Origin of the sequence: Streptomyces sp. NPDC088810, assembly GCF_044750305.1 — a bacterium.
Taxonomy (GTDB): domain Bacteria; phylum Actinomycetota; class Actinomycetes; order Streptomycetales; family Streptomycetaceae; genus Streptomyces.
This window is the reverse complement of the sequence record NZ_JBIVJQ010000009.1, coordinates 133,096-158,376: the sequence shown is the minus strand read 5'-3', so window position 1 is coordinate 158,376 and position 25,281 is coordinate 133,096. Positions and strand designations below refer to the sequence as shown.

23 protein-coding genes are annotated in these 25,281 nt (G+C 72.0%); 11 read left to right on the top strand and 12 right to left on the bottom strand.

Annotated elements, in window-relative coordinates; genetic code table 11:
- Positions 1–211: 211 nt before the first annotated feature.
- Positions 212–1,546, bottom strand: a complete 1,335-nt coding sequence (locus tag ACIP4Y_RS26910; protein ID WP_401398120.1) for an ArsA family ATPase — start codon at positions 1,544–1,546, stop codon at positions 212–214.
- Entirely contained in the window at positions 1,543–2,520 is a 978-nt protein-coding gene (locus ACIP4Y_RS26905) for an ArsA family ATPase (protein ID WP_401398118.1), read from the bottom strand. The genes ACIP4Y_RS26910 and ACIP4Y_RS26905 overlap by 4 nt, the downstream gene beginning before the upstream one ends.
- Positions 2,521–2,627: 107 nt before the next feature.
- Here ACIP4Y_RS26905 and ACIP4Y_RS26900 point away from each other — a divergent pair, with 107 nt between their 5' ends.
- The 4 genes from ACIP4Y_RS26900 to ACIP4Y_RS26885 are packed head-to-tail and all read left to right on the top strand — an operon-like array spanning position 2,628 to position 5,037.
- Positions 2,628–2,798, top strand: a complete 171-nt coding sequence (locus ACIP4Y_RS26900) for a hypothetical protein (RefSeq protein ID WP_189982103.1) — start codon at positions 2,628–2,630, stop codon at positions 2,796–2,798.
- Complete coding sequence (locus ACIP4Y_RS26895; RefSeq protein WP_030342580.1) at positions 2,795–3,259, top strand: RidA family protein; 465 nt, start codon at positions 2,795–2,797, stop codon at positions 3,257–3,259. Before ACIP4Y_RS26900 ends, ACIP4Y_RS26895 begins: the two co-directional genes overlap by 4 nt.
- 57 nt (positions 3,260–3,316) lie before the next feature.
- Positions 3,317–4,210 carry an NUDIX hydrolase gene (locus ACIP4Y_RS26890; protein WP_401398116.1) on the top strand — a complete coding sequence of 298 codons (894 nt, stop codon included), beginning with the start codon at positions 3,317–3,319 and terminating at the stop codon, positions 4,208–4,210.
- Complete coding sequence (locus ACIP4Y_RS26885; protein WP_401398114.1) at positions 4,207–5,037, top strand: MBL fold metallo-hydrolase; 831 nt, start codon at positions 4,207–4,209, stop codon at positions 5,035–5,037. The genes ACIP4Y_RS26890 and ACIP4Y_RS26885 overlap by 4 nt, the downstream gene beginning before the upstream one ends.
- On the opposite strand, the gene ACIP4Y_RS26880 is transcribed toward ACIP4Y_RS26885, so the two are convergent.
- Both ACIP4Y_RS26880 and ACIP4Y_RS26875 read right to left on the bottom strand, forming a co-directional pair.
- A complete protein-coding gene (locus ACIP4Y_RS26880) occupies positions 5,034–5,855 on the bottom strand; it encodes a nucleotidyltransferase domain-containing protein (protein WP_401398112.1) in 822 nt (273 codons plus the stop codon). The two genes, ACIP4Y_RS26885 and ACIP4Y_RS26880, sit on opposite strands and share 4 nt — an antisense overlap.
- A gap of 128 nt (positions 5,856–5,983) precedes the next feature.
- Positions 5,984–6,658 carry a Crp/Fnr family transcriptional regulator gene (locus ACIP4Y_RS26875; protein WP_014674022.1) on the bottom strand — a complete coding sequence of 225 codons (675 nt, stop codon included), beginning with the start codon at positions 6,656–6,658 and terminating at the stop codon, positions 5,984–5,986.
- Positions 6,659–6,933: 275 nt separating this feature from the next.
- Between ACIP4Y_RS26875 and nth the strand changes: the two genes are divergently transcribed.
- Genes nth through ACIP4Y_RS26860 form a run of 3 tightly spaced genes read left to right on the top strand, consistent with a single transcriptional unit; the run spans position 6,934 to position 9,815 of the window.
- Positions 6,934–7,851, top strand: coding sequence for an endonuclease III (nth, locus tag ACIP4Y_RS26870; RefSeq protein ID WP_401398110.1), 918 nt, complete (start codon positions 6,934–6,936; stop codon positions 7,849–7,851).
- A 55-nt stretch (positions 7,852–7,906) separates the two neighbouring features.
- Positions 7,907–8,602: an NUDIX hydrolase gene (locus tag ACIP4Y_RS26865; protein ID WP_401398108.1), complete on the top strand. Its 696-nt coding sequence runs from the start codon at positions 7,907–7,909 to the stop codon at positions 8,600–8,602.
- A gap of 13 nt (positions 8,603–8,615) precedes the next feature.
- Complete coding sequence (locus ACIP4Y_RS26860; protein WP_401398106.1) at positions 8,616–9,815, top strand: MarP family serine protease; 1,200 nt, start codon at positions 8,616–8,618, stop codon at positions 9,813–9,815.
- A 12-nt stretch (positions 9,816–9,827) separates the two neighbouring features.
- Here ACIP4Y_RS26860 and ACIP4Y_RS26855 read toward each other — a convergent pair whose 3' ends face one another.
- The 6 genes from ACIP4Y_RS26855 to ACIP4Y_RS26830 form a co-directional block, all read right to left on the bottom strand.
- Positions 9,828–10,007: a hypothetical protein gene (locus ACIP4Y_RS26855; protein ID WP_401398104.1), complete on the bottom strand. Its 180-nt coding sequence runs from the start codon at positions 10,005–10,007 to the stop codon at positions 9,828–9,830.
- 138 nt (positions 10,008–10,145) lie between these two features.
- Positions 10,146–11,069, bottom strand: coding sequence for an alpha/beta hydrolase (locus tag ACIP4Y_RS26850; protein ID WP_358645518.1), 924 nt, complete (start codon positions 11,067–11,069; stop codon positions 10,146–10,148).
- Complete coding sequence (locus ACIP4Y_RS26845; protein WP_358645520.1) at positions 11,066–11,557, bottom strand: phage holin family protein; 492 nt, start codon at positions 11,555–11,557, stop codon at positions 11,066–11,068. Before ACIP4Y_RS26845 ends, ACIP4Y_RS26850 begins: the two co-directional genes overlap by 4 nt.
- Before the next feature lie 68 nt (positions 11,558–11,625).
- Positions 11,626–13,062, bottom strand: a complete 1,437-nt coding sequence (nhaA, locus tag ACIP4Y_RS26840) for a Na+/H+ antiporter NhaA (RefSeq protein ID WP_401398101.1) — start codon at positions 13,060–13,062, stop codon at positions 11,626–11,628.
- A 187-nt stretch (positions 13,063–13,249) separates the two neighbouring features.
- Positions 13,250–15,205, bottom strand: a complete 1,956-nt coding sequence (gene acs, locus ACIP4Y_RS26835) for an acetate--CoA ligase (RefSeq protein WP_401398099.1) — start codon at positions 15,203–15,205, stop codon at positions 13,250–13,252.
- A 92-nt stretch (positions 15,206–15,297) separates the two neighbouring features.
- Positions 15,298–17,643, bottom strand: a complete 2,346-nt coding sequence (locus ACIP4Y_RS26830) for a SulP family inorganic anion transporter (RefSeq protein WP_401398097.1) — start codon at positions 17,641–17,643, stop codon at positions 15,298–15,300.
- Positions 17,644–17,981: 338 nt separating this feature from the next.
- Between ACIP4Y_RS26830 and ACIP4Y_RS26825 the strand changes: the two genes are divergently transcribed.
- Positions 17,982–19,247, top strand: a complete 1,266-nt coding sequence (locus tag ACIP4Y_RS26825) for a hypothetical protein (protein ID WP_401398096.1) — start codon at positions 17,982–17,984, stop codon at positions 19,245–19,247.
- Positions 19,248–19,250: 3 nt separating this feature from the next.
- Here ACIP4Y_RS26825 and ACIP4Y_RS26820 read toward each other — a convergent pair whose 3' ends face one another.
- Complete coding sequence (locus tag ACIP4Y_RS26820; RefSeq protein ID WP_401398094.1) at positions 19,251–20,231, bottom strand: ATP-binding protein; 981 nt, start codon at positions 20,229–20,231, stop codon at positions 19,251–19,253.
- A 101-nt stretch (positions 20,232–20,332) separates the two neighbouring features.
- On the opposite strand from ACIP4Y_RS26820, the gene ACIP4Y_RS26815 reads away from it, so the two are divergent.
- Positions 20,333–21,157 carry an oxidoreductase gene (locus ACIP4Y_RS26815; RefSeq protein WP_401398092.1) on the top strand — a complete coding sequence of 275 codons (825 nt, stop codon included), beginning with the start codon at positions 20,333–20,335 and terminating at the stop codon, positions 21,155–21,157.
- 340 nt (positions 21,158–21,497) lie between these two features.
- Here the strand turns inward: ACIP4Y_RS26815 and ACIP4Y_RS26810 are convergent, their stop codons facing one another.
- Positions 21,498–22,328: an HAD family hydrolase gene (locus ACIP4Y_RS26810; protein ID WP_401398090.1), complete on the bottom strand. Its 831-nt coding sequence runs from the start codon at positions 22,326–22,328 to the stop codon at positions 21,498–21,500.
- A 591-nt stretch (positions 22,329–22,919) separates the two neighbouring features.
- Between ACIP4Y_RS26810 and ssd the strand changes: the two genes are divergently transcribed.
- On the top strand, positions 22,920–24,026 hold the full coding sequence (gene ssd, locus ACIP4Y_RS26805; RefSeq protein ID WP_401398088.1) for a septum site-determining protein Ssd: 1,107 nt from the start codon (positions 22,920–22,922) through the stop codon (positions 24,024–24,026).
- Entirely contained in the window at positions 24,023–25,279 is a 1,257-nt protein-coding gene (locus ACIP4Y_RS26800; protein ID WP_401398087.1) for a TadA family conjugal transfer-associated ATPase, read from the top strand. Before ssd ends, ACIP4Y_RS26800 begins: the two co-directional genes overlap by 4 nt.
- Positions 25,280–25,281 lie beyond the last annotated feature (2 nt).

The following is a 25,281-nucleotide window of genomic DNA, read 5'->3' as shown; positions in this document are numbered from 1 at the left end:
GGAAGGTGCGCTCCTCGCATGCGACGCGTCTGTGACGGCCGTGCCGTGCGGAGCTTCCTCCGCCGCGGGCCACGCGCACCCGCGACCGCCGCTCGTGCGCCCCGACCGCCACTCGCGCGCCCGCGACCCTCCTCGCGTGTCGCCCGCATGGGCCGCGCGGGGCGCCGGCGACCGGCTGCCCGCCGCGTGCGCCGTCGTGGCTGCCCGCGGCCTACGGGTCTTCCGGGCGCCCGGCTGCCAGCCGGTCCCCGATGTGGCGCAGGCCCGCGAGGTCGTGGACGTCGCCGGGCAGCGCGGGTACTTCGACCACCGCCACCTCGGGGTGGCGGGCGGTGAAACGGTCCCGCGTGCGCTGCTCACGCGAGAGCACCTGCATGCGGTCGGCGTGCAGCCTGAGCAGACCCGCGGTGAGCCGGTCGACGGAGCGTTCCGCGTCGGCGGGGGAGCCTTCTTCGGAAGCGGTGACTGCGGTCTCGGGTGCGGGAGATTGTGAACTGCCGTACGTGTCGGGAGAGTTACGAAGTCCAGCTTTCCCGTCCCCCTGATCGACAATGCGGGGGTCCTCAAGATTTTCCGCGGCGGCGAGCGCCCGCTCGGCCGACAGCCGGCCGGCGCCGCTGCCGTGGACCCGGTTGAGCACCAGGCCCATCAGCGGCATGTCCTCCGCGGCCAGCCGCTCGACGAAGTACGCCGCCTCGCGCAGCGCGTCCCGCTCCGGTGCCGCCACCACCAGGAACGCGGTACCGGGGGCCTGGAGGAGCTTGTACGTGGCGTCCGCGCGCGTACGGAAGCCGCCGAAGGTGGTGTCCATCGCGGCCACGAACGTCTGGACGTCCTTCAGCAGCTGACCGCCCAGCAGCTTGCCCAGCGTGCCGGTCATCATCGACATGCCGACGTTGAGGAACGCCATCCCCGCGCGGCCGCCGAGCTTCGCCGGAGCGGTCAGCAGGCGGATGAGCCGGCCGTCCAGGAAGGAACCGAGCCGCTTGGGCGCGTCCAGGAAGTCCAGCGCGGAGCGGGAGGGCGGGGTGTCGACCACGATCAGGTCCCACTCGTCCTTCGCCCGCAGCTGGCCCAGCTTCTCCATCGCCATGTACTCCTGCGTGCCCGCGAAGCCCGCCGAGAGCGACTGGTAGAAGGGGTTCGCCAGGATCGCGGCGGCCCGCTGGGGGTCCGCGTGCGCCTCCACGACCTCGTCGAAGGTGCGCTTCATGTCGAGCATCATGGCGTGCAGCTCGCCGTCACCATCGGTGCCCTTCACCCGGCGCGGCACGTTGTCGAGGGAGTCGATGCCCATGGACTGGGCCAGCCGCTTGGCCGGGTCGATGGTCAGCACGACCACCTTGCGGCCCCGCTCGGCCGCCCGCAGGCCCAGGGCCGCCGCGGTCGTCGTCTTGCCGACCCCGCCCGCGCCGCAGCACACCACGATCCGGGTCTTCGGGTCGTCCAGCAGCGGGTCCACGTCCAGCACGCGCGCGGGGGAGAGGCGGCGGCCCTGCTCGGGCCCCGCGGCCGTCTCGGATGCCTCGGCCGGTTCCGGACTCATGACAACCCCTGCTTCCGCAGCTCGGTGGCGAGTTCGTACAGGCCCGCGAGGTCCATGCCCTCCGCGAGCAGCGGCAGTTCGTGCAGCGGCAGGCCCAGCTCGCCCAGGACCGCGCGCTGCTCCTGCTCCAGCGTGTACCGCTCGGCGTACTCCGCGGCCTGCGCCAGCAGCGGGTCCACCAGCTTCTCGGCGTTCCCGCCGCGCCGGGCCCCGCCCAGACCGGCCGCCGAGAGCGCCTGCGCAACCGATGAACGCTCCACGGTCCGTACGAGTTCCAGATCTGCCGCGTCCAACACCTCCGGCCGGACCATGTTCACGATGACCCGGCCCACCGGAAGCCGGGCCGCGCGGAGTTCCGCGATGCCGTCGGCGGTCTCCTGGACCGGCATCTCCTCCAGCAGCGTCACCAGGTGCACCGCCGTCTCCGGCGACTTCAGCACCCGCATGACGGCCTGCGCCTGATTGTGTATCGGGCCGATCTTCGCGAGGCCCGCCACCTCGTCGTTGACGTTCAGGAACCGGGTGATGCGGCCCGTCGGCGGGGCGTCCATGACGACGTAGTCGTACGCGAACCGCCCGGACCTGTCCTTGCGGCGCACGGCCTCGCACGCCTTGCCGGTCAGCAGGACGTCTCTGAGCCCGGGCGCGATGGTGGTGGCGAAGTCGATCGCGCCGAGCTTCTTCAGGGCCCGGCCCGCGCCGCCGAGCTTGTAGAACATCTGGAGATAGTCCAGAAGGGCCAGTTCGGGATCGATCGCGAGGGCGTACACCTCGCCGCCGCCCGGCGCGACCGCGATCTTCCGCTCCTCGTAGGGAAGTGCCTCCGTCTCGAAGAGCTGGGCGATGCCCTGCCGGCCCTCGACCTCGACGAGAAGCGTCCGCTTCCCCTCGGTCGCGAGGGCCAGCGCGAGTGCGGCGGCGACCGTCGTCTTTCCGGTCCCGCCCTTGCCGCTGACGACCTGGAGCCTGCTCACGTCTTCGAGACTAACCAGTCCGGCCGACACTCACGCGGGAGGCTGTGGATAACGGGGGCCGTGGTGGGCCGCCGGCCCCCTGGGGCACAGCGGCTACAGTCGCCCTCATGACCAAGAAGTGGGAATACCAGACCGTGCCGCTGCTCATCCACGCCACCAAGCAGATCCTGGACAGCTGGGGCGATCAGGGCTACGAGCTCGTGCAGGTGGTGCCGGGTCCGAACCCGGAGTCGCTCGTGGCCTACCTCAAGCGCGAGAAGCAGGAGAACCCGGCGTGAGCGCGGTCGAGACCAAGCTGGCCGAACTGGGCCTGACCCTGCCGGCCGTCGTACCGCCGCTGGCCGCCTACCAGCCGGCCGTGCAGTCCGGCGTGTACGTCTACACCGCCGGCCAGCTGCCGATGGTGGAGGGCAAGCTGCCGGTCACCGGCAAGGTGGGCGCCGAGGTCACGCCGGAGGAGGCCAAGGAGCTGGCCCGCACCTGCGCGCTGAACGCACTGGCCGCCGTGAAGTCCGTCGTCGGTGACCTGGACCGCATCGCGCGCGTGGTGAAGGTCGTCGGCTTCGTCGCCTCGGCGTCCGACTTCACCGGGCAGCCGGGTGTCGTCAACGGCGCCAGCGAACTGCTCGGCGAGGTGCTCGGTGACAAGGGCGTGCACGCTCGCAGCGCGGTCGGCGTCGCGGTGCTGCCGCTGGACGCGCCGGTCGAGGTCGAGATCCAGGTGGAACTCGCTCAGTAGCCCCGCTGACCTCGGGTACCTCTCGAACATTCGCCCTACACGGGATAGCCTCCGGCCATGGCGAACGGTCAGTGGTATCCCCCGGAGTGGCCCGACCGCATCCGCGCGCTCGCGGCAGGCACGCTCACCCCGGTGACCCCCAAGCGCGCGGCCACGGTGCTGCTGCTGAAGGACACCCCCGCCGGACCGGTCGTCCACATGCTGCGCAGACGCGCCTCCATGGCCTTCGCCGGAGGCGCGTACGCGTATCCCGGGGGCGGTGTCGACCCGCGTGACGACGACCGCCAGATCCGCTGGGCGGGACCCGCGCGCGCGTGGTGGGCCGAGCGGCTCGGCGTCGACGCGGCGGGCGCCCAGGCCATCGTCTGCGCTGCCGTACGGGAGACCTACGAGGAGGCCGGCGTCCTGCTCGCCGGGCCCGACCCGGACTCGGTCGTCGGTGACACCACCGGCGACGACTGGGAGGCCGACCGCGCCGCCCTCGTCGCGCGCGAGCTGTCCTTCGCCGAGTTCCTCGACCGGCGCGGCCTGGTGCTGCGCTCGGACCTGCTGGGCGCCTGGACCCGCTGGATCACCCCGGAGTTCGAGGCCCGCCGCTACGACACCTGGTTCTTCGTGGCCGCCCTCCCCGAGGGGCAGCGCACCCGGAACGCCTCCACGGAGGCCGACCGCACGGTGTGGATCCGCCCCGAGGAGGCCACCGCCGGGTACGACAAGGGCGAGCTGCTGATGATGCCGCCCACCGTCGCCACCCTGCGCCAGCTGCTGCCGTACGGCAGTGCCGCCGAGGCGCTGGCCGCCGCGCCCGCGCGCGACATGACCCCGGTGCTGGCCCGGGCCCGCCTCGAGAACGGCGAGATCGTCCTGTCCTGGCCCGGGCACGACGAGTTCACCAAGCACGTCCCGACCGCCCCGACGCCCGCTGAGACCACCGGTGGAGGCCCCGCATGACCGACGCAAGCGCGCTGCCGGGCCAGCCCCGGGGCACCGTCTCCTCGGGCCCGGCCACCGAACGCGCGGTCAACGTCCTCGCGCCGAACGCCTCCGCGATGACCCTGGACGGCACCAACACCTGGATCGTCGCCGAGCCCGACTCCGACCTGGCCGTGGTGATCGACCCCGGTCCACTGGACGACGGCCATCTGCGCAACGTCGTGGACACGGCCGAGAAGGCCGGCAAGCGCATAGCCCTGACCCTGCTCACCCACGGCCACCCCGACCACGCCGAGGGCGCCGCCCGGTTCGCCGAGCTGACCGCCACGCGCGTGCGTGCCCTCGACCCGGCGCTCCGGCTCGGCGACGAGGGCCTGGCCGCCGGAGACGTGATCACCGTCGGCGGCCTGGAGCTGAGGGTCGTACCGACCCCCGGGCACACCGCGGACTCGCTGTCCTTCCATCTGCCGGCCGACCGGGCCGTGCTGACCGGCGACACCGTCCTGGGGCGCGGTACGACCGTCGTGGCGCACCCCGACGGCCGGCTCGGCGACTACCTGGACTCGCTGCGGCGGCTGAGGTCCCTGACGGTGGACGACGGCGTACACACCGTCCTGCCGGGCCACGGGCCGGTCCTGGAGGACGCGCAGGGCGCCGTCGAGTTCTACCTCGCCCACCGCGCCCACCGGCTCGCCCAGGTGGAGACCGCGGTCGAGAACGGCTACCGCACGGCTGCCCAGGTCGTCGCCCACGTGTACGCCGACGTGGACCGCTCGCTGTGGCCGGCGGCGGAGCTGTCGGTGCGCGCGCAGATGGACTACCTGAGCGACCACGGGCTGATCTAGTCCGGGCGGGGTGCCTTGACGCCGTGCACGCGCGCGTACTCGGCGGCGAGCCAGGGGCCCAACTCGTCGACGTACGACCGCAGCACCTCCGGGTCGCCGACGGGCTCGTAGCCGTACTCGGCCGCCGTACGCAGCTTCGCGGCCCGCTCGGGGTAGTAGGCGCCGAACACCTCGGCCATCTCCCGCAGGTCGCTGGTCCAGCCCTGCCAGCGGGGCATGACGAGCGTGAAGGCCGTGCGGACGAGGTGGCGGGACATGAACCGGACGAGCGGCCGGCGGGCCTCCTCGGTGTCCTGGGCCCGCGCGATCCGCTCCCGCCAGTGGGGCAGCCACCGCCCGAGGTCGCCGTTGGTCTCGCGGGCCAGCAGGGAGTCGGGGCGGTAGCGGGGCAGGTGGGCGGCGAGGTCGTCGCCGATCAGCGGGGTGCACAGGCAGGCGACGAACCAGCCCAGGTCGTACCGCTCCGGGTCGCTCAGCAGCCGCTCCCGGCTGTAGAGCAGCGTGCCGACGCCGTCGATCTGCCGGAACTCCTGGTCGAGCGCCTCCCCGAGGGCTCGTACGGCGGCCCGGTCGGCGTCGGCCGGTTCCTCGTGCAGGGCGATCAGCAGGTCCAGGTCGCTGCGCCCCACGCGCGCGGTGCCGCGCGGGACCGACCCGTAGAGGTAGGCGCTGTGCAGGCGCGCGCCGAAGACGGCCGGCAGCCGGTCGCGGACGGCGGCCACGACCGGGCGGAAGGCGGGCGGCACGCGCACGAGGGAGCCTTCGCGGGCCAGCCGGCCCTGGGCGTCGAGGCCCCGGGGGGCGGGGAGCACGGTCATGCGCCCACTGTGCCGTCCGCGGTGGCCCTGGGCAGCCGGTTTTCGGCGCTGGCGGGCCGGCGGCGGCCATGACGACGGGGGCCGGCTTCCGGGAAGCGGGCCCCCGGGTCGTACCGCCGGGACCGGTGTCAGCGCGAGCGCTTGGCGAGCCGCTCCACGTCCAGCAGGATCACGGCCCGCGCCTCCAGGCGGAGCCACCCGCGCTGGGCGAAGTCCGCCAGCGCCTTGTTCACGGTCTCGCGGGAGGCGCCGACCAGCTGGGCCAGCTCCTCCTGGGTGAGGTCGTGGACGACGTGGATGCCCTCCTCGGACTGCACTCCGAAGCGGCGGGAGAGGTCCAGCAGGGCGCGCGCCACGCGGCCGGGGACGTCGGAGAAGACCAGGTCGGACATGGCGTCGTTGGTCTTGCGCAGACGGCGGGCGACGGCGCGCAGCAGGGCGCCGGCCACCTCGGGGCGGGCGTTCAGCCAGGGCTGGAGGTCGCCGTGGCCGAGGCCGAGCAGCTTGACCTCGGTCAGCGCGGTCGCGGTGGCCGTACGGGGGCCGGGGTCGAACAGCGACAGCTCGCCGATCAACTCGCCGGGGCCGACGACGGCGAGCATGTTCTCGCGGCCGTCGGGGGATGTGCGGTGCAGCTTGACCTTGCCCTCGGTGACGACGTACAGCCGGTCCCCGGGGTCTCCCTCATGGAACAGGGAGTCGCCGCGTGCGAGGGTCACCTCACTCATGGAGGCGCGAAGCTCCGCGGCCTGCTCGTCGTCGAGAGCCGCGAAGAGCGGGTTGCGCCGCAGAACGTCGTCCACGAGTTCTCTCCTTGTCGACCTGCTCAGGGGATCTTGCTCCCCCGCGTGCCAGGGGTCCGTGTTCCCCATTTTGCCGGACGGTCCAAACAGTGTGATCTGTCACAAGGATGCCGCACAGGTGTCCGGGGGTAAGCGTCAGGGGTCCGATCGGGGGCCGCTGCGCGGGCTCCGGGGCGGATGTCGGTGCCGGGCTTTAGGCTGGCCGGGTGTCCAAATCGCCGGTGAGAGCACAGGACAAGGGGGCTGGGCGGGTGGTTGCACGTCGTGATTCCGCTGTGGGCGAACAGAGCCCCGGAGGAAGTAATAAAAAAGGCAAATCAGCCCAAAAGGCACCCGCCGTCGTGAAGAAGGCCGCGTCCGTCGAAAAGCCCGCCAAGAAGGCCGCGCCCGTCAAGAAGATCGCCGTGAGGCCGCCGGCCGGCGAGTCCCCCACCGCGCTGGTCCGCCGCGCCCGCCGCATCAACCGCGAGCTGGCCGAGGTGTACCCGTACGCCCACCCCGAGCTGGACTTCGAGAACCCCTTCCAGCTGGTGGTCGCCACCGTGCTGTCGGCCCAGACCACCGACCTGCGGGTCAACCAGACGACCCCGGCGCTCTTCGCCAAGTACCCCACCCCGGAGGACCTCGCCGCGGCCAACCCGGAGGAGGTCGAGGAGATCCTGCGGCCCTGCGGCTTCTTCCGGGCCAAGACCAAGTCGGTCATAGGGCTCTCCAAGGCGCTCGTCGAGAACTTCGGCGGCGAGGTGCCCGGAAAGCTGGAGCAGCTGGTCACGCTCCCCGGCGTCGGCCGCAAGACCGCCTTCGTCGTGCTCGGCAACGCCTTCGGCCGGCCCGGGATCACCGTGGACACCCACTTCCAGCGGCTGGTGCGGCGCTGGCAGTGGACCGACGAGACCGACCCCGACAAGATCGAGGCCGCCGTCGGCGCGCTCTTCCCGAAGAGCGACTGGACCGACCTGTCCCACCACGTGATCTGGCACGGCCGCCGCATCTGCCACGCCCGCAAGCCCGCCTGCGGCGCCTGTCCCATCGCCCCGCTCTGCCCGGCCTACGGCGAGGGCGAGACCGACCCGGAGAAGGCCAGGAAGCTCCTGAAGTACGAGAAGGGCGGCTTCCCCGGCCAGCGGCTCAAGCCCCCGCAGGCCTACCTCGACGCGGGCGGCAAACCGGCACCGCCACTGGGCGCCGCGTGACGGAACGATCTCGGGGGCCTCGGGCGTTGGAGAGGGCAGAGCGGCGGGGGTGGCGATGACGAGAACAAGTGACACACAGGGCGGTCCGGTGACGCTCAGCAGGGAAGGGCTGCCGGCCTGGCTGGAGCCCGTCGTGCGCGCCGCCGACACGGTCCAGCCGCTCCAGCTGAGCCGCTTCCTGCCGCCGGAGAACGGCTCGGGACGGCAGTCGGCCGTGCTGATCCTGTTCGGCGAGGGCGAGCGCGGCCCGGAGCTGTTGCTCATGGAGCGCGCCGGCTCGCTGCGCTCGCACGCCGGCCAGCCGTCCTTCCCGGGCGGCGCGCTGGACCCGGAGGACGGCGATCCGCAGGGCGAGGGGCCGCTGCGGGCCGCGCTGCGCGAGGCGGAGGAGGAGACCGGACTCGACCCGTCCGGCGTGCAGCTCTTCGGGGTGCTGCCGAGGCTGTACATCCCGGTCAGCCGCTTCGTCGTCACGCCCGTGCTCGGTTGGTGGCGCAAGCCCAGCCCGGTCGGCGTGGTCGACCCGAACGAGACGGCGCGGGTCTTCACCGTGCCCGTGGCGGATCTCACGGATCCCGCCAACCGCGCCACCGCCGTCCACCCCAGAGGTCACAGCGGCCCCGCATTCCTGGTCGAATCGGCCCTGGTGTGGGGTTTCACGGCCGGAGTGATCGACCGCCTGCTGTACTACGCAGGCTGGGAGCGCCCCTGGGACCGCGGGAAGCAGGTCCCGCTCGACTGGCACGCATGACAGGGTGTCGTACGTGAACGTGCTGGACATCCTGTTGCTGGTCGCGGCCGTGTGGTTCGCGGTGGTGGGGTACCGCCAGGGCTTCGTCGTCGGCATCCTGTCGGTGATCGGGTTCATGGGCGGCGGTCTCGTCGCCGTGTACACGCTGCCCGTCATCTGGGACGCCGTGACCGGCAAGGCGGAGGTCGGCACCACCGCCGCCATCGTGGCCGTCGTCGTGGTCATCGTCTGCGCCTCCATCGGCCAGGCCCTGACCACCCATCTCGGCAACAAACTGCGCCGGTACATCACCTGGTCCCCGGCCCGCGCCCTGGACGCCACCGGCGGCGCGCTGGTCAACGTCGTCGCGATGCTGCTGGTCGCCTGGCTGATCGGCTCCGCCCTGGCCGGCACGACCCTGCCCACGCTCGGCAAGGAGGTCCGCGGCTCCAAGGTGCTCCTCGGCGTCTCCCGGGTGCTGCCCGCGCAGGCCGACACCTGGTTCGCGGACTTCTCCGCCGTCCTCGCGCAGAACGGCTTCCCGCAGGTCTTCAGCCCGTTCTCCAACGAGCCGATCAAGGACGTGCGGCCGCCCGACCCGGCCCTCGCCAACAGCTCGGTGGCCTTCCACGCCCAGCGCTCCATCGTCAAGGTCACCGGCACCGCGCAGAGCTGCGGCAAGGTCCTGGAGGGCACCGGCTTCGTCTTCGCCGACCGCCGCGTGATGACCAACGCGCACGTCGTCGGCGGCGTGGACGCGCCGCGGGTGCAGATCGGCGGAGAGGGCCGCAAGTACGACGCGAAGGTCGTGCTGTACGACTGGAAGCGCGACATCGCGGTACTCGACGTACCGGACCTGAAGGCCACCGCGCTGCGGTTCACCGGCCAGGACGCGGCCGGCGGTGACGGCGCGATCGTCGCGGGCTTCCCCGAGAACGGCTCGTACGACGTGCGCGCCGCGCGCGTGCGCGGGCGCATCACAGCCAACGGCCCGGACATCTACCACCGCGGCACGGTCCGCCGCGACGTCTACTCCCTGTACGCCACCGTCCGCCAGGGCAACTCCGGCGGCCCCCTGCTCACACCGGACGGCAAGGTGTACGGCGTGGTGTTCGCCAAGTCCCTGGACGACGCGGACACCGGCTACGCCCTGACGGCGGACGAGATCCAGCCCGACGTGCAGCGGGGTCGTACGGCGAACGAGCAGGTGGGTACGGACAGCTGCGCCCTGTAGGGGCGGCGGCGCTCAGCCCCGCGGGTGACGCAGGCGAACCGAGACCCAGCGGGCCCGGCGGCGCAGGATGCGCGGAATCCCCACCCGGGGGTCCGCTTCCGCGAGTTGCGGGGTGCCTTGCTGAGGCGTGCTCAGGCCCGTGGCCGAGCGGCGGTTGCGGGGTGCGTCACTGTAGTCGTGCGTCCAGCCCATACCCGGACGTGTGCCCCCGCCCCAAGGTCGATAACCGCCCGCGCGCCCCCCAATTGGCCTATGCGGCGGGCATGTGGCCGTTCGGGGGACAAGTGTTGAGGAACCGGATACTGCGCGCACCGGATCGTCACCGTACCGTCACCGGTCGGGCTCCGGGTCCTTGAGCCAGTTGACCAGCTCGGTGGAGAACGCCACCGGGTCCTCCTCGTGCGGGAAGTGACCGAGGCCGTCGAACAGCCGCCAGCGGTACGGCGCTTCGACGTACTCGCCCGAACCGGCCGCGCTGCGCGTGCGGGTCACCGGGTCCAGCGAGCCGTGCAGGTGCAGCGTCGGCACCCGCACGGGCCGCTTCATCCGGCGGTAGAACTGCACGCCGTCCGGGCGGGCCAGGGAACGCACCAGCCAGCGGTACGGCTCGATCGCGCAGTGCGCGGTGGAGGGGATGCACATCGCCCGCTGGTACGTCTCCACGGCTGCGTCCTCCGGCAGCCGCGGCCCCGACCAGTCCCGGATCAGCCGGCCCGCCAGCGCGCCGCCGTCCGCGGTCAGTTGGCGCTCGGGGAGCCACGGCCGCTGGAAGCCCCAGATGTAGGAACTGGCGGCCGTCTGACGGGCGTCGCGCAGCATCGCCGCGCGCCAGCGCCGCGGATGCGGCATGGACACCACGGCCAGGCGCCGGACCAGTTTGGGCCGCATGGCCGCCGCTGTCCACGCCAGATAGCCGCCGAGGTCGTGGCCGACCAGCGCGGCGTCCGGCTCGCCGAGCGAGCGGATGACGCCGGTCACGTCCAGCGCGAGGTTGGCGGGGTCGTACCCGCGGGGTGTGCGGTCGCTGCCGCCGACGCCCCGCAGGTCCATCGCCACCGCCCGGTAGCCCGCGTCGGCGAGCGCGGTCAGCTGGTGCCGCCACGTCCACCAGAACTGCGGGAAGCCGTGCAGGAGCAGCACCAGGGGCCCGTCGCCGAGTTCGGCGATGTGGAAACGCGCGCCGTTCGCGGCGACGTCCCTGTGCGTCCAGGGACCTTCGATCCGTACGGCCGAGGGGGCGGCGGGTTCCGTCATGACGACGAGCGTGCCACAGCCTCGATGGCCGCGGGAGTCTGCTCCTCGGTCAGCTCCGGGCGCCGCGGGTGCGGCTTGGCGTTCTGCAGCACGCCCGCGGACTGCTTCATCGAGGCGGCCACCTTCTGCGGGCCCTGGCCCTTCTTGGCCTTCTTCGCGAACATCACACCGAGCAGCGCGAGGAATCCGGCGACGAGCACGTTGGCCGCGAAGGACAGCAGGAAGCAGACGGCCAGGTTCCAGCCGCTCCAGGTCCTGATGCCGTACGCCAGCGCGAAGTTGAGCATCGGCAGCGAGAACACCAGCACCGCGCCGGCGACGGAGAACGCCCCGCCGCTCACCGCGCCGCGCTTCACGTCCTGCTTGAGCTGGGCCTTGGCCAGTGCGATCTCATCGTGCACCAGCGCCGACAATTCGGTCGTCGCCGAGGCGAACAGCTGGCCGATGCTGCGTTCGGCGCCGACCGGGCTGCCGTCGGGTGCGCTCATCGCGTTCTCCCTCTGAGGTCTCTCGTAACCGTCTTGCGTACCGTCTTGATTTGTACCGTCTCGTCAGATCATGCCGGACGGTCGTCCTCATCGCCTGCCCCGCCCGGCACTTCCGCAAGACCGTGGCGCGCCTCGGCCGCCCGCTCGGCGGCCAGACGCCGGTGTTCGGCGGCCTTGCGCTCGTGGATCTCGGCCATGCGCAGGTGGTACGCCGGGTCGTCCTGCTCGTACACGTCCGGGATGCCGTCGCGGTCCTCGTCGCGCTCCTCGTCCTCCCACAGCCTGCGGTACTTGGCGTTGCGCAGCTTCAGCAGCGCGGTGGCGCACGCCGCCGCGATCAGCGAGCCGGTGAGGACGGCCGCCTTCACCTCGTCGGTCAGTACGGCGTCGCCCTCGAAGGCCAGCTCGCCGATGAGCAGCGAGACCGTGAACCCGATCCCGGCGAGGGACGCCACCGCGAACAGGTCGGCCCATTCCAGGTCCTCGCTCAGCTCCGCCCGGGTGAAGCGGGCGGTCAGCCAGGTACCGGCGAAGATGCCGACGGTCTTGCCCACGACCAGGCCGAGGACGACGCCGAGCGTCTCGGGCCTGGTGAACACGTCCGCGAGCGCCCCGCCGGATATCGACACACCGGCGCTGAACAGTGCGAACAGCGGTACGGCGAGCCCGGCCGACAGCGGGCGCACCAGGTGCTCGATGTGCTCGCCCGGCGAGTGCTCCTCGCCTTCCCGGGTGGTGCAGCGCAGCATCAGGCCCATCGCCACGCCGGCGATGGTGGCGTGCACGCCGCTGTTGTACATCAGCGCCCAGACGACCACCCCGAGCGGCACGTACACGTACCAGCCGCGCACGCCCTTGCGCAGCAGCAGCCAGAAGACCGCGAGGCCGGCGGCGGCCCCGCCGAGCGCGGCGAAGTCCAGCCGGTCGGTGAAGAACACCGCGATGATCAGGATCGCGAAGAGGTCGTCGACCACCGCGAGGGTGAGCAGGAAGGCGCGCAGGGCGCTGGGCAGGGAGGTGCCGATGACCGCGAGGACGGCGAGCGCGAAGGCGATGTCGGTGGCGGTGGGCACGGCCCAGCCCTGCGTGGAACCGCCCCCGGCGACGGTGCTGAGCGTGTAGACGAGCGCCGGCACGGCCATCCCGCACAGCGCGGCCACCACGGGCAGCACGGCCGCCTTCGGGTCACGCAGGTCCCCGGCGACCAGTTCGCGCTTCAGCTCGATGCCGGCGACGAAGAAGAACACCGCGAGCAGGCCGTCGGCGGCCCAGTGGGCGATCGAGAGGTCGAGGCCGAGGGCTCCGGGGCCGAGGTGGAAGTGGCTGACCGTCTCGTAGCTGGGGTGCAGGCCGGGGATGTTCGCCCAGAGCAGTGCGGCCACGGCGGCGAGGAGGAGCAGGACGCCGCCGACCGTCTCGGTACGCAGCGCGTCCGCGACGAAGGTCCGCTCGGGCAGGGACAGACGGCCGAGGAGCTTGCGGGGGCTGGTGCGGGGCCCGGTCACGGGAGACCTCCGGGGGCAGGCGGAACTCACATGCCGACCAGACTTCCCGGCGCACCTGGCGTGCCGCGTCGTACGACACTTTGCTTAGTTTACCTAAAGTGCCGCGCGCCGGGTCCGGTGATCTTCACCGTAGACGCCCGGGGGCCACCCGGCACGTTCGCCGGCCGGGTGCCCCCCGGGGTGCCGTTCAGTCCTCGCTGGGTGCCGCGGGCAGCTTGGCCTGGATGAGGTCCATGACCGTGGAGTCCGTCAGCGTGGTCACGTCACCGAGCTGGCGGTTCTCGGCGACGTCCCGCAGCAGCCGGCGCATGATCTTGCCGGAGCGGGTCTTCGGCAGCTCCGCCACCGGCAGGATCCGCCTGGGCTTGGCGATCGGGCCGAGCGTGGCGCCGACGTGGTCGCGCAGCTCGCCGAGGAGCGCCTCGTTCTCCGAGGCCGTGCCGCGCAGGATCACGAACGCGACGATGGCCTGGCCGGTGGTCTCGTCCGCGGCGCCCACGACGGCGGCCTCGGCGACCGACGGGTGCGAGACGAGCGCGGACTCCACCTCGGTGGTGGAGATGTTGTGCCCGGAGACGAGCATCACGTCGTCCACCCGGCCCAGCAGCCAGACGTCGCCGTCGTCGTCCTTCTTCGCCCCGTCCCCGGCGAAGTACTTGCCCTCGAAGCGGGACCAGTAGGTGTCGATGAACCGCTGGTCGTCGCCCCAGATGGTGCGCAGCATCGACGGCCACGGTTCGGTCAGCACCAGATAGCCACCGCCGCCGTTCGGCACCTCGTTCGCCTCGTCGTCGACGACGGTCGCGCAGATACCGGGCAGCGGAGTCTGCGCGGAGCCCGGCTTGGCCTCGGTGACACCGGGCAGCGGCGAGATCATCATCGCGCCGGTCTCGGTCTGCCACCAGGTGTCCACGACCGGCGTCCGGTCGGCGCCGATGTGCTTGCGGTACCAGATCCACGCCTCGGGGTTGATGGGCTCGCCCACCGAGCCGAGGACGCGCAGGGAGGACAGGTCGAACTTGGCGGGGATGTCGTCGCCCCACTTCATGAACGTCCGGATCGCGGTCGGCGCGGTGTAGAGGATCGTGACCCTGTACTTCTGCACGATCTCCCAGAACCGGCCCTGGTGCGGGGTGTCCGGGGTGCCCTCGTACATCACCTGCGTCGCGCCGTTGGCCAGCGGGCCGTACACGATGTACGAGTGCCCGGTCACCCAGCCGACGTCGGCCGTGCACCAGTACACGTCCGTCTCCGGCTTGAGGTCGAAGACCGCCCAGTGGGTGTAGGCCGACTGGGTGAGGTAGCCGCCGGAGGTGTGCAGGATGCCCTTCGGCTTCCCCGTCGTGCCCGAGGTGTAGAGGATGAACAGCGGGTGCTCCGCCTCGAACGCCTCCGGGGTGTGCTCGGCGGACTGCCGGCCCACCAGCTCGTGCCACCACACGTCCCGCTCGCCGTCCCAGGCGACCTCCTGGCCGGTACGGCGCACCACCAGCACGTGCTCGACGTTGTCGACCTTGCCGATCGCCTCGTCCACGGCCGGCTTGAGCGCGGACGGCTTGCCGCGCCGGTAGCCGCCGTCGGCGGTGATGACGACCTTGGCGTCCGCGTCCTTGATCCGGGTCGCGAGCGCGTCCGCCGAGAAGCCGCCGAAGACGACCGAGTGGGCCGCGCCGATCCGGGCCGAGGCCAGCATCGCGATCGCGGTCTCCGGGATCATCGGCATGTAGATGGCGACCCGGTCGCCCTTGCGCACGCCCAGCTCCAGCAGGGCGTTGGCGGCCTTGGAGACCTCGTCCTTCAGCTCCGCGTAGGTGATCGCGCGGCTGTCGCCGGGCTCGCCCTCGAAGTGGATGGCGACGCGGTCCCCGTGTCCGGCCTCCACATGCCGGTCCACGCAGTTGTACGCGACGTTCAGCTCGCCGTCCTTGAACCACTTCGCGAACGGCGGGTTCGACCAGTCCAGCGTCTCGGTCGGTTCCTTGGCCCAGGTCAGCCGGCGGGCCTGCTCGGCCCAGAAGCCGAGCCTGTCAGCCTTGGCCTGTTCGTACGCCTCCGCGGTGACGTTGGCGTGCGCTGCCAGGTCGGCGGGCGGCGCGAACCTGCGTTCTTCCTTGAGCAGGTTGGCCAGGCTCTCGTTGCTCACGACATCTCCCTTTCCAAGGGTGTCCGTTGTGTCCCAGGCCACAGCTCATCAGACGCGGGGGTCCGATGACAAGGGTCGGCGGAAAAATTGGTTTAGACCTGTCTGGGGCTGGTGGCCCGCACGCGTCCGCCGGCCTCCTCGCCCCCGCCGACGCCTTCCGTGACGTCCTCGAACACCGTTCCTCCTTCCGTTCGCGCGAGCAGGTACGCCTGTGCCTCGCCCACGTGGAAATACATGCCGTGCAGCTCAAGTTCTCCCCTGGCCAGCGCCCGGGCGACCGGTGCGTGCGCCCGCAGATGCGCCAGCTGCTGGACCACGTTGGTCAGGCACAGCAGCTCCACCGCGTCCGCGGGGGCCCGTCCGGCCAGCCGGGGCCGGTCACCGTGGTCGCCGGCCGTCCGCGCCAGGCTCGGCAGCCCGTGCCGCAGCCACCGCCGCAGCGGGCCGTCCCCCTGGCCGGTCCCGCTGTTCAGCAGCGCCTGCATCGCCCCGCACCCCGAGTGCCCGCACACCGTGATGGAGCGCACCCCGAGCACGTCCACGGCGTACTCGATGGCGGCGGCCACCGAGTCGTCGCCGTGTTCCTCGCCCGGCGGCGGCACCAGGTTGCCGACGTTGCGGACGACGAACAGATCGCCGGGACCACTGGCGGTGATCATCGACGTGACGAGGCGGGAGTCGGCGCAGGTGAGGAAGAGCTGGGACGGTCGCTGGCCCTCCCGGGCGAGTCGCGCCAGCTCCTCCCGCACCAGCGGGGCGGTGTTCCGCTGGAACGAGCTGATCCCACGGGCCAGTTCCCGGCCGGCCTCCTGCCCGGCCGGGGCGGCGGGGGCCGCGGCGAAGCAGGCCTGGTGGTTGCGCCAGGGGGTCCAGGGGCGGCACCGGCACTCGGTTGCCGGGGCCTGCTCGGCGGTCCGGATTCCGCCGCGCCGGCCCGACAGGTCGGCGATGCCTCCCCGCGCGGTGTGGGCACTGCGCCAGTCCTGCAGTGACTCGTACGCCGCGTGATCCATGAACGAACCGTCCAACTCCACGACGGCGTGAGCGCCTTGGGGTACGAGATGCAGGGCTCTGCTGAGCCGGGGCACCGCGAGGAAGGTCAGCTGACCTCGGATCCGTACGTGATGGACTCCTTCCTTCTCTTCGTGGGTGATACGGGTGCGGGCGAGGCGGTGCAGGGCGAGGGCGACCGCCACGGCGATCCCGAGGAACACCCCCTGCAGGACGCCGAGGGCCACCACGCCGAGTGTGGTCGCGGCGTAGACCGGCACTTCGCGGTGGCGTGTCACCGTGCGGATGTGGTGCAGGGACACCATCTGGATGCCGACGGCCATCACCAGGGCGGCGAGGGAGGCGAGCGGGATCTCCTCCAGCACCGGGACCATCAGCAGCGCGGCGACTACTACGAGAACGCCGTGCAGCATGGTGGAGTTCCGGCTGACCGCACCTGATTTCACATTCGCGGTACTGCGCACCGCCACGCCCGCGATCGGCAGGCCGCCGAGGGCCCCGGAGACGATGTTGGCGGTGCCCTGGCCGAGCAGCTCGCGGTCCAGGTCGGAGCGGCCGACGTGGGACTGCGGGCCCGGCCGGGCGGCGACCAGTTTGTCCACGGCCACCGCGCCGAGCAGCGACTGCACGCTGCACACCAGGGTGGTGGTGAGCACGGCGGCCGCGATGCCGAGCGCCGGGCCCTCGGGGTGTCCGGCCAGGGCGTGGCTGTGCCAGGACGGCAGCTCCACCCGGGGCAGGGCCAGGCCGGCGAGGGCGGCGGTCGCGGAGGCCCCGGTGACGGCGACGAGGGCGGCCGGTACCCGGCGCAGCAGCCGGCCCGCCCGGCCGGGCAGACGCGGCCAGGCCATGAGCAGGGCCAGGGTCAGCGCGCTCATCGACACGGCGGCCGGATCCAGGTGGGCCAACTGGGTGGGCAGTTGCCGCAGGTTGGCGAGGACGGAGCTGTCCGGGCTGCCGCCGAGGACGATGTGCAGCTGGGCGACGGCGATGGTGATGCCGATGCCGGCGAGCATGCCGTGCACCACGGCCGGGCTGACCGCGAGCGCGCCGCGCGCCACCCGCAGGCAGCCGAGGCCGAGCTGGGCCAGACCGGCGAGGACGGTGATGCCGCAGGTCGCCCGCCAGCCGTAACGGTGAATCAGATCGGCGGTGACCACGGTGAGTCCGGCGGCGGGCCCGCTGACCTGCAGGGGGCAGCCGCCCAGCCGGCCGGCGACGATCCCGCCGACCGCGGCGGCGACGAGACCGGCCTGGAGCGGGGCGCCGGTGGCCAGGGCGATGCCGAGGGAGAGGGGCAGGGCGATCAGGAAGACCGCGACGGCCGCGGACAGGTCGGCGCCCGCCACGGGGAAGCGGCGGGGTGCGGGAGCGGGAGTGTGCGGCGGGTGGGGGTGCTGGGTGTGAGGGGGTGCGCAGGCTGGCATGTTCCCGTCTCCTCCGGGGCGGCGCGGTCGCGGACTGGGTGGGACCCGCGGCGATGGGCGGGGTCGGTCGCGGCCGTGGGTCACGGCGTGCAGCGGCGGGATGGATCAACGTTCGGTAAAGGAACCGTAATGCCACGTAAAGCAAGAGCATAACTTTTCGGGGCAAATGGGGCAGGTGATCGCTCGCTTGGGTGAAGTGAGCAGTTGATCGGCTTGTCGTACTAATTCCTTCTCGATCGCGTGCGACCTTGGCGGCGCTGCCGGTACAAGCCCGGCACATCCCCAGAAAACGGCCCTCGTCAGCGTGTGCCTGAGAGAAGGAAGAAGGTGGGCGGAAGATGGCCGCCACCCAGAGGATCGCCGTCGGCGCCATGGTCGCCGCGGCCTGTGCGGCGTCGTTCGCCGGTTGCGCGACCGACTCCAGCGGCACGAAGGAAGGGGCGCCCGGCCCGGAGCGGGGGGCGCCGGCGCCGGGCAGCGTCCTGCGGCCGATCGGCGACGGATCCACCGCGTACACCGGATCCCAGCCGCATCTGCCCCGAGCCGAGCGCCTGAGCCGAGGTCAGAAGCCGCCGCAGTTCGTCGTGTTCTCGTGGGACGGCGCGGGCGAGGACAGCCAGAAGCTGTTCTCGCACTTCCGCGAGGTCTCCAAGGAGAACAACGCGACGATGACCTACTTCCTGAGCGGCGTGTACCTGCTGCCCAAGGAGAAGCGCGAGCTGTACAAGCCGCCCCAGCACGCGCCGGGCAGCTCAGACATCGGTTTCAACGACGAGCAGGGAATCGCCGACACCCTGGAGCAGGTACGGCTGGCCTGGCTGGAGGGCAACGAGATCGGCACCCACTTCAACGGCCATTTCTGCGGGCCCGACGGCGGGGTCGGCACCTGGTCGGTGGAGGAGTGGAAGAGCGAGATCGCCCAGGCCAAGAAGTTCGTGAAGTCCTGGCGGACCAACAGCGGCATGAAGCAGGCGGCCCCGCTCCCCTTCGACTACGACAAGGAGCTGATCGGTGCCCGCACCCCCTGCCTGGAAGGGCAGAAGAACTTCATGAGGGCCGCACGCCAGCTGGGCTTCCGCTACGACTCCAGCGGAGTGAACAACCAGCTGTGGCCCAAGAAGAAGCAGGGTTTGTGGGACCTGTCCATGCAACTGGTGCCCTTCCCGGGTCACACCTATGAGCAGCTGACCATGGACTACAACTTCATGGTCAACCAGTCCGGCACCGAGACCCAGGGCGACCCCGACAAGTTCGACTACTGGGGCGACCAGATGCGCGACGGCCTCCTGAAGGGCTTCTACCGCGCCTACGACGGCAACCGCGCGCCCCTGATCATCGGCAACCACTTCGAGTCCTGGAACGGCGGCACCTACATGCGCGCCGTCGAAGACGTGGTGAAGGAGGTGTGCACCAAGCCCGAGGTGCGCTGTGTCTCCTTCCACCAGCTGGCCGACTGGCTGGACGCCCAGGACCCGCAGACCCTGGCGAGGCTGCGCACCCTGAAGGTGGGTGAGGCGCCCCGGCAGGGCTGGGCGTCCTTCCTGTCCGGCCGCCCGGCCCCGGCGCCCAAGGGCGTGCCCGGGGCGCCGGCGGACAGGCCGTAGACGTCAGACCGGCGTCGCCACGCTCTCGCCGAGCACGAAGTGGGGGTCGACCTGCGCCGCCAGGTCGGCCCCGGTGCGCTCGTTGCCCCAGGACTCGGCGTTCTTCAGGTGGAAGTGCACCATCTGGCGGGTGTAGCGCTCCCAGTCGCGCCGTTCGTAGGTGGCGTCGACGGTGGCCCGGAGCGTCTCCAGGGCGCGGGCGTTGGCCTCCTCCAGAAGGTCGAACCGGGGCGGCCGGCCCTTCTCCATGGCACGCACCCAGTCCGAGCGCCCGACCGTCACCAGCAGGTCGTCGCCGACCTCCGCGCGCAGGAAGTCGATGTCGTCCGGCTCCTGGATCTTGTTGCCGACGACCTTCAGGGCGACACCGAAGTCGCGGGCGTACTCCTTGTACTGGCGGTAGACGGAGACCCCCTTCCGGGTCGGTTCGGCGACGAGGAACGTCATGTCGAAGCGGGTGAACATGCCGGAGGCGAAGGAGTCCGAACCGGCCGTCATGTCGACCACGACGTACTCGTCGGAGCCGTCGACGAGGTGGTTCAGGAACAGTTCCACAGCTCCCGTCTTGGAGTGGTAGCAGGCGACCCCCAGGTCGGCGTCCGTGAAGGGGCCCGTGACCATCAAACGGACGGCGCCGCCGTCGAGTTCCACCGGACGCGCACAGGCGTCGTAGACCGGGTTGGGCTCGCGCACCCGGACCAGCCGTGAGCCCTCGCCGGGCGGAGTCGTCTTGATCATCGTCGCGGCCGAGGCGATGCGCGGGTTGTTGCCGCGCAGGTAGTCCTTGATCAGCGGCAGCTGTCCACCCATGGCGGGCAGTGCGGCCGCCTCCTGCTCGCCGAGGCCGAGCGCGGGGCCGAGGTGCTGGTTGATGTCCGCGTCGATGGCGACCACGGGGGCGCCCGCGGCCACGAGATGGCGGATGAAGAGGGAGGAGAGCGTGGTCTTGCCGCTGCCGCCCTTCCCGACGAAAGCAATTTTCATGTTCACCAAGCGTAGTGGCGTGGTAGCTGTATGTGTCACGAGAAAGTGAAGAAGACCACTCCTTCGTGGGGTCGGGCGGTGGGATGCGTAGTGTCGTACTCATGAGTACGACAGGCGCGACCGCCGACCCGCTCGCGGCCCTGGGCTCGCTGCCCGGTGTGGCCGAGTCCGTGGAGTCCGTGCGCAAGGCCGTGGACCGGGTCTACGGGCACCGGGTCATGCGGCGCCGCAGCAACGAGATCACCTCCGAGGCGGCCCTGCGCGGCGCCCGCGGCTCGGCGGCGCTCTCCGGCGCGGACTGGGCCCTGGAAGAGGTGCGCCGGCGCACCGACTTCGGCGTCGACCCCGAGGCCCGCGTCATGGGCGCGGCCCTGCGGCTCACGGCGGAGGCGGGGCAGCTGCTGTCCATCTGGCGGCAGTCGCCCCTGCGGGTGCTGGCCCGGCTGCACCTGGTGGCCGCGGCGAGCGGGGACGACCAGGTCGGCAGGCCGCGCCAGGCCGGAGAGCCGGTGGACGAGCCGCTGATCGAGCTGCCGCTGCCGGACGCCGAGGAGGTCTCGGGCCGGCTGGAGGGGCTGGCGGACCTGATCATCGCGGGCACCTCCGCGCCCGCGCTGGTGACGGCGGCCGTGGTCCACGGCGAACTGCTCGCCCTGCGCCCCTTCGCGTCCCACAACGGCCTGGTCGCGCGCGCGGCCGAGCGGATCGTGCTGATCGGCAGCGGCCTGGACCCGAAGGCGGTCTGCCCGGCCGAGGTCGGCCACGCCGAACTGGGCCGCGCCTCCTACCTGGCCGCTCTGAACGGGTACGCCTCCGGCACCCCCGAGGGCATGGCGGCCTGGATCGCCCACTGCGGCCGGGCGGTCGAACTGGGCGTGCGGGAGTCGACCGCGGTGTGCGAGGCACTGCAGCGCGGCGCGGCCTGAGGAAGCTGCGGGGCCCCGGAAAGGGGTTGCGGCGGTACGAGTTCTCGTACCGCCGCTGGCATGCTCACCGAGTTACCAAGCGTCCTCGATATGTCGCCCATCAGGTCGGGGTGCTTTGCCCGTCACCTGGTGCGGCTGGCCCGTAATCGACGGGTCGACGTCGCGTGGGTGCCCGGTGTTCATGCGGGGTCCGTGGGCCAGTGCGTAGTAGTAGGGGATCCTCGCGGATGTCCTTTGGTCTCGCGGGCCTACCTTCTTTGTACCCCGGGCCGGGAGGAAGCGGAACCCCAGCCCGCACTTCTTTACTTTCAGGTTCAAACAGGCTGAAACGGGCGCCCGTTCAGGCGGTGCCGCGGCGCCGGTTGGCGTACCAGACGAGGCCGGCGGTCGCCGCCGCCGCGCCTATGGCCGCCGCCGCGACCAGCGCCGGGCGGGGCGGGACGGAGAACCCCGGCAGCCGCTTCTTCAGCGGGACCGGGTGGCGGAACTCCAGAACCGGCCACCCGCGCGCGAGTGCCTCGCGGCGCAGCGCGCGATCCGGGTTCACGGCGTGCGGGTGTCCGACCGTCCGGAGCATCGGCAGGTCGGTCGCCGAGTCGCTGTAGGCGTAGCAGCGGTCGAGGTCGTAGCCCTCGGACGCGGCCAGCTCCCTGATGGCCTCGGCCTTGGTCGGGCCGTAGGCGTAGTACTCCACCTCTCCGGTGAAGCAGCCGTCCTCGCCGACGACCATGCGGGTGGCGACCACTCGGTCCGCGCCCAGCAGCTCGCCGATCGGCTCCACCACCTCGGCGCCCGAGGTGGACACGATCACCACGTCCCGGCCGGCCGCGTGGTGCTCCTCGATGAGGGAGGCGGCCTCGTCGTAGATGATCGGGTCGATCAGATCGTGCAGGGTCTCGGCGACGATCTCCCGCACCTGCTGGACGTTCCAGCCGCGGCACAGTGCGGAGAGATACTCGCGCATGCGCTCCATCTGGTCGTGGTCCAAGCCGCCGGCGAGGAAGACGAACTGGGCATATGCGGTACGCAGCGCGGCCCTGCGGTTGATCAGCCCGCCTTGGTAGAAGGACTTGCTGAAGGTGAGCGTGCTGGACTTCGCAATGACCGTCTTGTCCAGGTCAAAGAAGGCCGCTGCGCGGGGCAAGGAGTGGTTTTCCACGCCCCTGAGCATAGGCGCCCACCATTCGGCGTAAGGTGTGGCGCGTGGGTTTGCCTGAGAGGGCTCTCGGGTACACCATGGAAGTCACGGATCGTTCGCGACCGTGCTAACCCGGTCCGACTCCTCCCCCCCCGAGTCGGCCGTGGGGACGACCCCCGCTCTCCCCCCCGGCGGGGGTCGTCGCATGTCCGGATGCGTTTTCTCGCTCCTCCCCTTTCGCCACGCGGCTGTACGGCCGGCATCGCGCCGTCGTGGCCGCTCTTCGCCATGCCCATGATCGGTCACTGCGCGTAATCGACAGATTGCTCTGTGGAAGTCGCACACGGATCAGTACATGGGTCACCGGTACGGGTGACGGAGATATTCACAGGCCCCGGCCTGTCCACAGTTTTCGAGCAAGATCCACATCATTTCGCCGATCGCTGCACCGTGATTGCAGCGCACTCCGGCCGCGGCGAGTTCATGGCCGGTTCCGATTGCCGGAGCGCGTATGGCCGGTTTCTGTCGGCCGTTCATATGGAGGCCGCTTGCCGGTTCTTCACACCTTTGGCAATCGCGTGGCCGCAGAGGCCGCGCGGCCCATGCAGCGAAGGGGGAACACCAGTGACCGGAACCGTCACCCACGATCCGCCGCCCGGCCCCGCAGGCAGGCCCGGACGGCCGCTCATCGTCACCGAGGACGCCGCTCTCCTGGACGATCTGCTGCGCCTGTGCGCGGCGGCGGGCGCCACACCCGAGGTCCACCACGGCGTACCGGAATCCGACGACCGCTGGGCGGCCGCGCCGCTCGTGCTCGTCGGCGACGACGCCGCCCGCCGGGTGCGCGGGGCCGCGCGCCGGCCCGGTGTGGTGCTGGTGGGCCGCGATCAGGACGACTCGGGGGTGTGGAAACGAGCCGTCCAGATCGGTGCCGACCACGTCCTGATGCTTCCCGACGGCGAGCCGTGGCTGGTCGACCGCATCGCCGACGTGGCCGAGGGCATCGGCCGTCCGGCCCTCACCGTCGGGGTGATCGGCGGCCGGGGCGGGGCGGGAGCGTCCACGCTCGCGTGCGCGCTCGCCGTCACCTCCGCGCGCGAGGGACTGCGCACACTCCTGGTGGACGCCGATCCGCTCGGCGGCGGACTCGACGTACTCCTCGGTGGCGAGAGCGCCGAAGGGCTGCGCTGGCCCGCCTTCGCCGCCTCCCGCGGCCGGGTCGGCGGCGGCGCCCTGGAGGAGTCCCTGCCCGAACTGCACTCCCTGCGTGTGCTCAGCTGGGACCGCGGCGACTGCGTCGCCATTCCGCCGTCCGCGGTCCGTGCGGTGCTGGCCGCCGCCCGACGACGCGGCGGCACGGTCGTGGTCGACCTGCCCCGCCGTCTCGACGACGGGGTCGCCGAAGCCCTCGCCCAGCTCGACCTCGCCCTGCTCGTCGTCCCGGCCGAACTGCGGGCTGTCGCGGCGGCCGGCCGCGTCGCCTCCGCCGTCGGCATGGTCGTGCGCGACCTGCGGGTGGCGGTCCGCGGGCCGTACGCACCCGGCCTGGACGACCACGAGGTGGCCCGGCTGCTCGACCTGCCGCTGGCCGGCGAGGTGCCCGTCGAACCGGCACTGCTGCGCCCGCAGGGCAGCGCGAAACCGCCGGGCGTGACCGGACGCGGCCCGCTCGCCCGCTTCTGCGCGCACTTCTGGGAGCGTGCGCTGGTCGAGGCGGGAGGCACCCGATGACCCTGCCGGGACTCGACCGGGCCGACGGCGCGGCCCTGCTCGACGGCGTCCGCCGCTGGCTGGCCGAGAGCGGTGCGGAACCCACCCCCGCGCGCGTGGCCCAGGCGCTGCGCGAACAAGGCCGCGTGCTCGGCGACGCGGAGGTGCTCGGCGCGGCCGAACACCTGCGCTCAGAACTCGTCGGCAGCGGCCCCCTGGAGCCGCTGCTCGCCGACTCGGACGTCACCGACGTCCTGGTCTCCGCCCCCGACCGGGTGTGGGTGGACCGCGGAGGCGGCCTGGAGCTGACGGCGGTGACCTTCCCCGACGCGGCGGCCGTACGACGTCTCGCGCAGCGGCTGGCCGCCGTGGCCGGACGCCGGCTGGACGACGCCCGGCCCTGGGCGGACGCCCGGCTGCCCGACGGCACCCGGCTGCACGCGGTGCTGCCCCCGGTGGCCGTCGGCTGCACCTGCCTGGCGTTGCGGGTGGTGCGGCCCCGGGCCTTCACCGTCGAGGAGCTCGTCGCGGCCGGCACGGTGCCGCCCGGCGGCGACCGGATCCTGCGAGCGCTGATCGAGGCGCGGTTGTCCTTCCTGGTCAGCGGCGGCACCGGATGCGGCAAGACGACCCTGCTGAGCGCCCTGCTCGGGCTCGTCGGAGCGGGTGAGCGGATCGTGCTCGCCGAGGACTCCGCCGAGCTGAGGCCGGAGCATCCGCACGTCGTCCGGCTGGAGACCCGGCCCGCCAACCAGGAGGGCGCCGGCCTGGTCAGTCTGGAGGACCTGGTGCGGCAGGCGCTGCGGATGCGGCCGGACCGGCTGGTCGTCGGCGAGGTGCGCGGACCCGAGGTCGTGCACCTGCTCGCGGCCCTCAACACCGGCCATGAAGGCGGGTGCTGCACGGTCCATGCCAACGCTGCCGCGGATGTCCCGGCCCGGCTGGAGGCGCTGGCCACGGCCGCCGGACTGGACCGGGCTGCCCTCCACAGCCAGTTGGCGGCTGCCCTCTCGGTGGTGGTGCACCTCGTACGGGACCGGTCGGGGCGGCGCCGGATCGCCGAGGTGCATGTGCTGGAGCGGGACGGCACCGGGCTGGTGCGGACGGTTCCGGCCCTGCGCTGGGGCGAGCGGGCTTTCGCGCGGGAGCGGGGGTGGGAGCGGCTGCGGCAACTGCTGGGGGTTTCAGCGGATTTCGGAGAGCCTTCGCGGGTTCGGGAGCGACCGGTGACGTTCGGGACGACGGATGAGGTTCGTGGAGTGGGGGAGAGGTGACC

Coding starts and splice junctions, on each gene's coding strand:
- ACIP4Y_RS26910 (WP_401398120.1), bottom strand. CDS start 1,546: ATGAGTCCGGAACCGGCCGAGGCATCCGAGACGGCCGCGGGGCCCGAG.
- ACIP4Y_RS26900 (WP_189982103.1), top strand. CDS start 2,628: ATGACCAAGAAGTGGGAATACCAGACCGTGCCGCTGCTCATCCACGCC.
- ACIP4Y_RS26890 (WP_401398116.1), top strand. CDS start 3,317: ATGGCGAACGGTCAGTGGTATCCCCCGGAGTGGCCCGACCGCATCCGC.
- ACIP4Y_RS26885 (WP_401398114.1), top strand. CDS start 4,207: ATGACCGACGCAAGCGCGCTGCCGGGCCAGCCCCGGGGCACCGTCTCC.
- ACIP4Y_RS26880 (WP_401398112.1), bottom strand. CDS start 5,855: ATGACCGTGCTCCCCGCCCCCCGGGGCCTCGACGCCCAGGGCCGGCTG.
- ACIP4Y_RS26865 (WP_401398108.1), top strand. CDS start 7,907: ATGACGAGAACAAGTGACACACAGGGCGGTCCGGTGACGCTCAGCAGG.
- ACIP4Y_RS26855 (WP_401398104.1), bottom strand. CDS start 10,007: ATGGGCTGGACGCACGACTACAGTGACGCACCCCGCAACCGCCGCTCG.
- ACIP4Y_RS26850 (WP_358645518.1), bottom strand. CDS start 11,069: ATGACGGAACCCGCCGCCCCCTCGGCCGTACGGATCGAAGGTCCCTGG.
- ACIP4Y_RS26845 (WP_358645520.1), bottom strand. CDS start 11,557: ATGAGCGCACCCGACGGCAGCCCGGTCGGCGCCGAACGCAGCATCGGC.
- ACIP4Y_RS26830 (WP_401398097.1), bottom strand. CDS start 17,643: ATGCCAGCCTGCGCACCCCCTCACACCCAGCACCCCCACCCGCCGCAC.
- ACIP4Y_RS26825 (WP_401398096.1), top strand. CDS start 17,982: ATGGCCGCCACCCAGAGGATCGCCGTCGGCGCCATGGTCGCCGCGGCC.
- ACIP4Y_RS26820 (WP_401398094.1), bottom strand. CDS start 20,231: ATGAAAATTGCTTTCGTCGGGAAGGGCGGCAGCGGCAAGACCACGCTC.
- ACIP4Y_RS26815 (WP_401398092.1), top strand. CDS start 20,333: ATGAGTACGACAGGCGCGACCGCCGACCCGCTCGCGGCCCTGGGCTCG.
- ACIP4Y_RS26810 (WP_401398090.1), bottom strand. CDS start 22,328: ATGCTCAGGGGCGTGGAAAACCACTCCTTGCCCCGCGCAGCGGCCTTC.
- ACIP4Y_RS26800 (WP_401398087.1), top strand. CDS start 24,023: ATGACCCTGCCGGGACTCGACCGGGCCGACGGCGCGGCCCTGCTCGAC.